The sequence below is a fragment of the Mesobacillus boroniphilus JCM 21738 genome (genome assembly GCF_000517385.1).
GTDB lineage: Bacteria > Bacillota > Bacilli > Bacillales > Cytobacillaceae > Mesobacillus > Mesobacillus boroniphilus.
Window position 1 is genome coordinate 1 of sequence record NZ_BAUW01000138.1, and the last position, 6472, is coordinate 6472.

The window sequence follows — 6472 nt, forward strand, 5'->3', positions numbered from 1 at the left end:
GGCTCAATCCTCTAAGTCTTTCACTTTTTTAACTTGTTCACTCTCTTTATTCATAAGTCTTACAAAATTCGTGAAAACTTCCGATGAATCGACAACTTCTCCTATTGATATTTGCTGGCAAAAGGTATGTTTAAGCTAGATGGAACATTAGGAGTGTTTTCTATGGGCCTAGTATCAATAGTTGCAAGAGAGGATTTTATTTCATTGGTTACTGATTTGGGAATTCATCAGGTAATCGATGATATCAGGTTTAAGGAATTAATACCGAATACAGCCTTCATTGCTTTCTCGGATGATGAGGAATATGCCATAATGGCCGCAAGCGCAGCTGAAACTCTCGTTAATCAAGGATTCAGTCTTAAAGAACTGGCTGAATCAATCCAGTCATCAATTAACAATTCCCTGCTCATGGTGGATGGACAGACCTTTGAAGCAGTGGTCGCAGGATACTCTCAGAACGGGGAAGCACAGTATCATGTCATCTCCAATATAAAGCCTCTTGAATCCTATTACCCTCGTACTGGTGAGAGTCTCTACTATGTAAATAGTCAGGAATCGATGCTTGTACTTGAGAAGTCCTTGAAGATGTATGGCATGGGGACAGTTGACCAGGCACAGGCTGCTCAAATCCATTTGCTGCAGGAAGCTTCAAAGTTCATTCCAAACGTTCATACAAACCCATCCTCATATATTCTCAAAAAAGCAAATTAAAACAGTCTTGGAAACCAAGGCTGTTTTTCATGATTATAATGCATATTGAAGTACAAAATTTCCAAGGAACAGCAATGCAATCATATAAAGAGCAGGCTGTATTTCCCGGCCTTTTCCCATCAGCAGCTTTATGAGCGGATAAAGGATAAATCCAATTGCCATGCCATCAGCAATACTGTAGGTTAATGGAATCAATACAATAATCAGAAGTGCTGGGAAGCTTTCCATTAAATCATCAAGCTTGATGTTCGTAATATTTTGTAGCATCAATATTCCTATTAAAATCAATACCGGTGATACCGCACTTTCAGGTACTACTTTTATTACAGGAATTAGTATGATCGAAGCCAGGAACAGAACACCTGTAGTAATACTCGTTAAACCTGTTCTGCCGCCAGCCGCTATTCCTGCAGCGCTTTCTACAGATGATACTGTTGGGCTGGTGCCGAAAATTCCTGCAGTGGCAACCGAAATCGAATTAGCTTGAAGTGCCTTCTTACTTTTGTGAGCCTGGTTAAGCATTTTTGTATGCCCGTGGATCAGACCGATGTTTTCAAAAATGACGACCATTGCAAGAGAAAAGGCTGTCAGCCAGAAAATAAATTTACCTGCCTGGGCAAATGACAGCTGTCCAAAAACTGATGTGTACTCTCCAATAGCCGGCATGCTCCACGAAACTCCGCCGCGTCCGAAATCCCCGAAAAGAAGGGAAAGTACAGACGTAAAAACTATGCTCAGCAATAGATTGCCTGGAATGTTTTTAATAAATAAGACAACTGTTACAATTAAACCAATCAATGTGATGAGTGCAGTTGAGCTGCTTAAATCCCCGATTTCCAGCAGGGTATGCTCAGAGCTTGTAATAATTCCGCTATTATCGAAACCAATTAAAATTAATAGTATTCCAATACCGACTGTAATTGCTTCTTTCAATGAGTCAGGAATGGATGCAATGATTGTCTTAGCCAGCGGAGTGAAGGCTAAAACCATGAACAGGATTCCGGATACAAAGACCATTGCAAGAGCTTCTTGCCATGTGAAACCGCCGGACTGGACGATTGTATATGTAAACATCGCATTTAACCCCATGCCCGGAATAACTAGAATCGGAGTGTTGCTCCAGAATCCCATGAGCAAACAGCCCGCAAACACTGTGAGAATCGTAGCGATGATTCCTGCCTCAAGTGGGATGCCTGCTGCTGCTAATATTGTAGCGTTGACAATAATGATGTATACAACTGTTATATAGGAAATAAGGCCTGCAGATAACTCTCTTCCAAACGTTGTACCATGTTCCTTTAATTGAAATAATTTATCCATTGTTTCTCCTCTCTATTTTACAGATAAATTTTTCCGTTCTGAAACGAATGAAAATATCGTACCATAGACTTTAGTTATATTTAAAATATATAATTTATATTAAAATCATATCTTTTTTAAATAGAAGGAGTTTTTATGGATATTAGACAGTTGCGTTATTTTATCGCGATAGCCGAAGAAAAGAATATAACAGCTGCAGCACATAGACTTCATATGTCACAGCCGCCGTTAAGCCTTCAATTAAAACAAATGGAAGAAGAACTAGGAGTGTTGCTGGTTGAACGGCATGGGAAGAAGCTTGAATTGACTGACAAGGGTGTGCTGCTATACAGACATGCACTAAACATTGTCCATGCCTTTGAGGAAGTGAAAAATGAACTTCAAGAGACGGATGAAGGGAGGAAAGGGAATCTATCAGTTGGCATCAACACTCTATCTGTGCCAGAATTCCCCGAATGGCTGGAAGCATTTCATTCATCCTTTCCACTTGTCTATTTGCGGATTGTACAAAATGATTCTGCCTACTTGGCTGAACTCGTAAAAAACCGAACAATTGAACTGGGGCTGGTCAGGCTGCCATTGGCTAATCAGGATCTTAACTACCTTCATTTATACAATGAATCATTTGTTTTCGTTTGCAGGCAAAATGGGAAAGATGAGATATCAATAGGAGAAATAAGCAATTATCCGTTAATTCTACCTTCTACAGAGGGACTTGGGAGCTACAATATCATCCATGACGCTTTTACAAAAGCCCAGCTTCCGCTTCAGGTCATATGTGAATGCTCAGATATGAATGTCGTGATGAAAATGGTTTCCTCTGGGATTGGTTCAACCATAGTTCCTGAATCTGTATTTCAATCATACGGACACCCAAATCTTTTCACCAGTGATATTACAGATGCTGAGGTAAAATCATCTGTTGGGTTAATCTGGTTAAAGCAGCATCACCTTTCCAGACCGGCAAGGAATTTTATTGGATTGGTGAAACAGAGACTTGGTTTATCCGAAAATGATGATGAATAAAAAAGACTCTCGCTTCAAATAATAACGGCAAAACTTATCCAGAAAGGAAGGTGTTCTGCTTTGAATCTTTTTGAATTGATCAAGGATGCTTTCGGTCCTTTAATGGACGGGGACAAAAAGCCGTTGCATGTGGGAGAAGTGATGAACCTATGGTTTTATCTCCATGGAACTGAACAAACCCTCAGATACGATCAACACGCATACAATTTAGCCCAGGATCCTGAACTTAAAGAAAAGATCGTAGATATCATCGAAAATGTACACAGGCCAATGATCAAGGAATTGACACAGTTTTTCAAGGATGAAGGAATTCCGCTCCCTGATGTCGGAGCCGAAAAAGTTGTCGGTGAATTCAAGGCACTTCCTGAAGGGGCAAGGATGAATGATGAAGAAATCGCCAATTTGATCGCATACAATCTGGTAGTAGGAATCACGTCAGCAACAAGGGGAATTACTGAATCTGTCCGATCGGATGTTGGTTACTTATTTGCGAAATACCATATGATGAAAATTACCTTTTCCTTGACATTTAAAACACTTATGCAGGAAAAGGGCTGGCTAAGGGTGCCACCATACTATATTACTGGCAAAGAGTAAAAGCAGCGTCAATGGCGCTGCTTTTTAAATGTGTCGATTTCCAAGATGGTGGATAAAAAATGCCAATAAATATAATTTTCATTTGCTCTGTGGCTTATAATTGATAAAATGATATGTAGTTTCAGAATTGTCTTAAAAGCCATAAGGAGGATCACCATGGAAGAAACATTTTTACAATCTGTAAAATATGACGGTGAAAAACTATATATTTTAGACCAAACAAAACTTCCCCAGGTCACTGAGTTCCTTGAAATCAACAATATTGAAGATGTATGGGATGCGATAAAACAGCTTAAAGTAAGGGGCGCTCCAGCAATTGGCATTGCCGCTGCTTACGGGCTGGTTCTTGGTATCAAGGATGCACCAGAGGTTGATTTCGAAACATTTTATGCTTATTTCAAAAAGCAAGTTGATTACCTGGCTACTTCCAGGCCGACTGCAGTCAACCTTTTCTGGGCACTAAAAAGGATGGATACACGTAATAAAGTTGAAAGCAGCAAACCAGTATACGAAATTAAAAGGCTATTGGAAGAAGAAGCCCATTTAATCCGCCAGGAAGATGAAAATGTCTGCAGTTCGATTGGCGAGAACGCTTTGACTTTATTCGAAGACGGTATGACCGTTTTAACTCATTGCAATGCTGGAGGAATTGCCACAGCAAGGTATGGAACAGCGCTCGCACCAATTTATTTAGCTAAGGAACGAGGAATGGATATCAAGGTGTTTGCTGATGAAACCCGTCCATTGCTACAGGGAGCGCGTCTGACAGCCTGGGAATTGATGCAGGCTGGAATCGATGTCACCCTTATTACTGACAGCATGGCAGCCATGGTCATGCAACAGGGAAAGGTACAGGCAGTCATCGTAGGTTGTGACCGTGTAGCAGCCAACGGAGACGTAGCCAATAAGATTGGAACATACAGTGTCGCTTTATTAGCAAAAGCACACAACCTCCCGTTCTATGTCGCTGCGCCACTATCGACAGTTGACCTTGAAACAAAAACAGGTGATGAAATACCGATTGAAGAACGGGCAGCAGAGGAAATCACTGCTGGTTTCGGGAAATCGACAGCACCTGAAGGCGTTAAAGTTTTCAATCCAGCCTTCGATGTGACACCACATCATCTAATTACAGCCATTATTACTGAAAAAGGAATCATGCGAGGAAACTACAGCGAAGAACTTCCGCGTCTGTTTGAAAAATAAGCATGCTTGAATGCCAGGGAGCGACTCTCTGGCATTTTTTAATGTTGGGCTTCTTTTAAATCAATCTGCATTTGGTATATATAATCCTGGGGCAGAAGTTGAAAGAAAAAAGCCTTCTTCGGACATCGGGAGTAGCGGCCCCTTTTTGTCCGAAGTTGCCCCAGGTTCGGCCAAATTATCGGGAGTGACAGCTCGTTTTGTCCGAAGTTGCCCCAGGTTCGACCAAATAATCGGGAGTGAGGGCTAGTTTTGTCCGAAGTTGCCTCAGGTTCGGCCAAATTATCGGGAGTGAGAGCTCATTTTGTCCGAAGTTGCCTTGGGTTCCCTGGGTTCCTATAACTTTGAGGAGCGCTATCCGACATAATTAAAAGATGAGCGACCACTATTTACTATTCCTTTAAAAACATTCACATAATCCTCAAATTATCTCACTTTTCCACTTTCATTATCTTTGTATACTTGAGATATCCTACTTGTAAATAAACCAAAGGAGGGTTTCCTATGGTCAAAAAAGCGATTGCTGCTGGTATTCTTGCTGGACTGGTTTTGTTTGCCATATTCCAGCATTTTTATAAAATGGAAGAGCCACAAGCAATTGAAGTTTCAAAAGCTACAACTGGAATCGGTGCTGGGATGGTAGCTCCTACTTTTACACTTAAAAACCTTGCTGGTGAAGAGGTTAGCCTGAATGATTACAGAGGTAAGAAGGTGATGCTGAATTTCTGGGCTACTTGGTGTCCGCGTTGTAAAGAGGAAATGCCGGCGATGGAGCAATTTTATAAAGAGCATTCAAAGGAAGTTGAAATTCTTGCCGTGAATTTAGATCCTCAGAACAATGTTAAGTCGTTTGTGAAGGAAAATGAATTAACTTTCCCGATATTACTTGATCAAGTTGGAACCACACAGCAAACATACGCAATAATCTCAATTCCGACTACATATATTATTGATGAGCAGGGATTGATTCTAAAAAAGCATATTGGTTCCATGACATATGAACAAATGCAGGAGCTTACGAAGTAACACCAGTACTGGCTACTGGTGTTTTGTTAATGGTAAAAATTGCATGAGGAATACACAAAAATCTCGGGTAAGAATAAAATACGATTAAATTTTCAAAAAGTTGTAATAATTGCAACCGTTTCCGGACATAATAACAGTTACAATGATGACAAAGGATGGTGAACACGATGAGAAAACCTAGAAAGCGTTCTTTTCAAGAGCTTGTAATGGAAAACAAACGCCAACTTATGAATGACCGTGATGCAATCGAGAGGATCGAGGCTAAATTAGAGCAAAAACACTTGGTAAAGCTGAGTAAATATCATACATTACCATTTATAAATACCTCTTCTTTAGGAAAAACTTATTCTAGAGGAGGGATATACATGAGCAATCCTAAAAGGGACAGCAAGCATTATGTTCCAAGCCACCTTGGAACGCAGCCGCGTGGATTCAGCGGCAATAAAGGTAAGAAAATGAATGATAAATCGGGTGAACATGCCCAGGTAATACAAACAAAAGGTGAATAACTGAATGAATATGCCCGCCAAGTGGCGGGCTTTTATTTTCTTATAAGAAAGTATAAAACTTTTTACTTAGATTATTGTCT

At 40.4% G+C, this 6472-nt stretch carries 7 protein-coding genes and 1 pseudogene; 7 read left to right on the forward strand and 1 reads right to left on the reverse strand.

The window, feature by feature from the left end; translation table 11 throughout:
* The first annotated feature begins 162 nt into the window (after window positions 1-162).
* Window positions 163-711, forward strand: a complete 549-nt coding sequence (locus tag JCM21738_RS20440; protein ID WP_023614211.1) for a hypothetical protein — start codon at window positions 163-165, stop codon at window positions 709-711.
* A gap of 33 nt (window positions 712-744) precedes the next feature.
* On the opposite strand, the gene JCM21738_RS20445 is transcribed toward JCM21738_RS20440, so the two are convergent.
* Window positions 745-2031, reverse strand: a complete 1287-nt coding sequence (locus JCM21738_RS20445) for an NCS2 family permease (protein WP_023614212.1) — start codon at window positions 2029-2031, stop codon at window positions 745-747.
* Between the two features lie 135 nt (window positions 2032-2166).
* On the opposite strand from JCM21738_RS20445, the gene JCM21738_RS20450 reads away from it, so the two are divergent.
* From JCM21738_RS20450 to JCM21738_RS20470, 6 genes and pseudogenes are all read left to right on the forward strand, one after another.
* Window positions 2167-3057, forward strand: a complete 891-nt coding sequence (locus JCM21738_RS20450; RefSeq protein WP_023614213.1) for a LysR family transcriptional regulator — start codon at window positions 2167-2169, stop codon at window positions 3055-3057.
* A gap of 60 nt (window positions 3058-3117) precedes the next feature.
* A complete protein-coding gene (locus JCM21738_RS20455) occupies window positions 3118-3654 on the forward strand; it encodes a DUF3231 family protein (RefSeq protein ID WP_023614214.1) in 537 nt (178 codons plus the stop codon).
* Window positions 3655-3810: 156 nt separating this feature from the next.
* The gene (gene mtnA, locus JCM21738_RS20460) at window positions 3811-4860 is read left to right on the forward strand and encodes an S-methyl-5-thioribose-1-phosphate isomerase (protein WP_023614215.1); all 1050 of its coding nucleotides are present in this window, start codon (window positions 3811-3813) and stop codon (window positions 4858-4860) included.
* 501 nt (window positions 4861-5361) lie between these two features.
* Entirely contained in the window at window positions 5362-5883 is a 522-nt protein-coding gene (locus tag JCM21738_RS20465; protein ID WP_023627802.1) for a peroxiredoxin family protein, read from the forward strand.
* A 167-nt stretch (window positions 5884-6050) separates the two neighbouring features.
* Window positions 6051-6173, forward strand: a pseudogene (locus tag JCM21738_RS23610) (FbpB family small basic protein); the annotation flags it as partial.
* A 75-nt stretch (window positions 6174-6248) separates the two neighbouring features.
* Window positions 6249-6392: an acid-soluble spore protein N gene (locus JCM21738_RS20470; protein WP_023627804.1), complete on the forward strand. Its 144-nt coding sequence runs from the start codon at window positions 6249-6251 to the stop codon at window positions 6390-6392.
* Window positions 6393-6472 lie beyond the last annotated feature (80 nt).